Source organism: uncultured Thiodictyon sp., assembly GCF_903828115.1.
In the GTDB taxonomy this organism is placed as follows: domain Bacteria; phylum Pseudomonadota; class Gammaproteobacteria; order Chromatiales; family Chromatiaceae; genus Thiodictyon.
The window spans coordinates 1-2,864 of the sequence record NZ_CAIKKU010000262.1; the positions used below are offsets into that span (position 1 = coordinate 1).

Annotated in this window: 4 protein-coding genes; all 4 read right to left on the reverse strand. The window is 68.1% G+C overall.

From position 1 onward, the window contains the following. Positions 1-112 precede the first annotated feature (112 nt). Positions 113-529, reverse strand: a complete 417-nt coding sequence (locus QZY48_RS09860; protein ID WP_295430576.1) for a hypothetical protein — start codon at positions 527-529, stop codon at positions 113-115. Between the two features lie 145 nt (positions 530-674). After that, positions 675-1,967, reverse strand: a complete 1,293-nt coding sequence (locus tag QZY48_RS09865) for a reverse transcriptase domain-containing protein (protein ID WP_295430577.1) — start codon at positions 1,965-1,967, stop codon at positions 675-677. Next, complete coding sequence (gene avd / locus QZY48_RS09870; RefSeq protein WP_295430578.1) at positions 1,964-2,341, reverse strand: diversity-generating retroelement protein Avd; 378 nt, start codon at positions 2,339-2,341, stop codon at positions 1,964-1,966. Before avd ends, QZY48_RS09865 begins: the two co-directional genes overlap by 4 nt. Positions 2,342-2,534: 193 nt before the next feature. Next, entirely contained in the window at positions 2,535-2,690 is a 156-nt protein-coding gene (locus QZY48_RS09875) for a hypothetical protein (protein WP_295430580.1), read from the reverse strand. Positions 2,691-2,864: the final 174 nt, after the last annotated feature.

Consider the following 2,864-nt stretch of genomic DNA (forward strand, 5'->3'; position numbering starts at 1 on the left):
TGAAGACGTGTGGTGTTCGCAAAGTGTTCGTGGCATAGGAAAGGGACACGGCATGTAGCCTTGGGAGCAGTCCAGATGTAGGATTTGCCCGATGCATCAGTAAGTGCGAATATTAGCAGAACTTGATGCGATTGCCCTGGCCATCCCCGGGACTGCAACCCATCTGGAAGTCGCCGCCGGGGATCTTGACCATCCCTTGCGCGATGCTGTCGCCGGCGCGCTGTCGCGCCGCCTGCGCCGCGGCCTCGGCCTTTGCGGCGACCTCGGCCGCCGCCTTGGCTTCAGACTCCGCCTTGGCCTTCGCCTCCGCCGCCGCCTTGGCTTCAGACTCGGCCTTCGCCTTTGCCGCAGCCTTGGCTTCAGACTCGGCCTGCGCCTTCGCCTCAGCCGCCCGCTGCTGCTCCAGCTTGCCCTCCAGCAACCGTCTGGCCCCCTGCATATCCGCCTCGGTCCAGGCCGCGACCTCGCCGACCAGCACCGCCAGCCCCGCCAGGATGCCAAGACCAAGCCCCAGTACCGAAGGTTTCACCGACCACCCGTCCTGCCTGATGTCATCACGGCCAACCCCGTCAAAAAAATGGGGGCGCCCCTTTCGCATGACGCTACTTGGGCCACCCCCCGCCTCCCTGGCAAGACTATTCGTCCGTTCCGCCCTGACCGGACTGGAAGCCGGCTCATGGACACCCGCGCGCCACGCCCCCCGCGGCGCCAACCGCGGGGGTTCCGGGCAGCGGCACTGAAGGCCACGCGGGCAGACTGGGCCAGCCGCAGACCGAGCCTTTCGTTGCGGTTGTCGGGAGTGTTCCTGTTGCGGTTCGAGACGCGCGTGTTCCTTGCGTTGTTGTTCCAGGAACCGCCGCGCAACACCCGGCCAGCGGTGGGGCCGACCCCCGTCCGACGATGTACCAGCCATCGCGGTAAAACGCAACCGGGCCGAAGATCGCCAGGCGCAGGCCCAGGGTCTCGGCGTGGCGGGCGTGGCCGATCCAGCCCTGCACCCCCGGCAGGAGGTCGGCCCATTCGATGCGTCCCTCCCGATAGAGACGCAGCAGGTCGCGAAAGCGCCGCCGGAAGCGATAGCCGTTGTCGTTACGCAGCCAACGGCGCTGCCGCGAGACGCGCAAGCCCAGCACGTCCACCGCCTCGCTGGTACGCTGGACCCGCACCTTGCGCGGGTGCAGGCGCAGGCGCAGCCCGGCCAGGTACTCGTCGCAGGCCGCGCGGGTCGCCCAGAGCTCGGCCAGGTCATCCCCCAGGATGTAGAGGTCATCGACATAGCGCAGGTAGGCCGGCACCCGCCGGGTCTCCAGCAGCCAGTGGTCGAAGCCGTCCAGGTACAGGTTGGCGAAGAACTGGCTCGTGAGGTTGCCGATCGGGATACCGCGCGGGCGCTCCAGCGGGGTCAGGAGGTCGTCGCCGGGAAAGGGCGGCTGCGACTCGCTACCGGGCGGGGCGCCGTCGATGATGCGATCGAGCAGGGCCAGCACCCGTTGGTCCTTCAGGTGGCGGCGCAGGGTCTCCTTGAGGATGCGGTGATCGATGCTCGGGAAGTAGCGGCTGATGTCGAGCTTGAGCACATAGGCATAGCGCCGTGCCCACTGCTGGTAGCGGTCCACCGCGGCATGGACGCCCTTGCCGGCGCGGCAGGCGTAGCTGTCGCGGATGAAGCGCCGGTCGATGGTGGGTTCGATGCACTGCATCAGGGCGTGGTGGACCACCCGGTCGCGGAAGGGGGCGGCGGCGATCAGGCGCGGCTTGCGCTCGTAGACGGTGAACAGGCGATAGGCGCCGGGGCGGTAGCTCCCGTCCTCTAGTTCGCGCTGCAGGGTGAACAGATTGGACTCCAACCGAAGGGCGAAGTTCTGCACATCGGGACGGGTGCGCTTGCCCCGGCGGGCGCGCCGGTAGGCCCCGAACAGGTTCTCGAAGGCGACCAGGCGCGGCCAGACGCCGCCCAGCCGCTTCATGGCGCGGGCGCCTGGCGGCTGCGCAACCAGGCGCCGATCTGGCGGCCGATATCGTTCATCAGGCGTGCCCCGTACTCGTATTGGCGGAAACCGATGACCTCCAGTTCATGGGCGACACGCCACAGGTGACGCAGGATCTCCAGGTCGCGATTGGCGCGCTGCAACAGGGCGCTCTTGTCGTGGGTATAGGCGGCCGCGACCAGCAGCCGCAGCAGGTTCAGGACCCCCGTCTCCAGTTGGGCGCCCAGCGTGAAGCGCCGGGTGCGCGGGAAGTCGTCCAGGCGCGGGATCAGCCATTTCAGCAGGTCGTGGCAGGATTCCACCACACCGGCCGTGGTGGGTGCCTTGGTTGGGGGACGGGGGGGAGCGGGCATCTTGGGTCAACCCATGCGGGCGGAGACGGGGGGCGCGCCGCGGCGGTCGAGGCGGCAGCGAGGTTCAAGCGCGGCGGGACGCCGCTCCCACGGATCAGGCGTGGTCGCCGTCGCGCGGATCGCGGCGACGCTCGACCCGCTCCAACCGGTCCGCCAGCCGGTCATAGCGCAGGTGTTGATCGGCCGTGTCGGCCTAAGACGACGCCTGGTCGCGCTTCAGGCCGGCGACCGCGCCTTCAAGGTTGGCCAGGCGTTGCTTGATCTCCCGCACGTCGTCCTTGATGGCGCCCACATCGGCACGGATGGCCCGCAGGTGCTCCAGAACCAGATTGTCGACTTTGTCGGTCATAAGGTGGCCTCTCGACGGTCAGTAACGGTTGTGCTGGAGTCCAAGGCTTCAGCCTTGGCGCCCCCAATCCAAGGCTGAAGCCTTGGACTCCGGGTCGCGGGGGGGCGGCGCATTCTCCCATAGTCTAAGCACTTGGGCGACGAGGGCAAACCAGAACCGGAGGTCGAGGCTTCA

What these genes read in the sequence shown, in the direction of transcription:
- QZY48_RS09865 (WP_295430577.1), bottom strand. Translation starts at nt 1,967, where the DNA reads ATGAAGCGGCTGGGCGGCGTCTGGCCGCGCCTGGTCGCCTTCGAGAAC.
- avd (WP_295430578.1), bottom strand. Translation starts at nt 2,341, where the DNA reads ATGCCCGCTCCCCCCCGTCCCCCAACCAAGGCACCCACCACGGCCGGT.
- QZY48_RS09875 (WP_295430580.1), bottom strand. Translation starts at nt 2,690, where the DNA reads ATGACCGACAAAGTCGACAATCTGGTTCTGGAGCACCTGCGGGCCATC.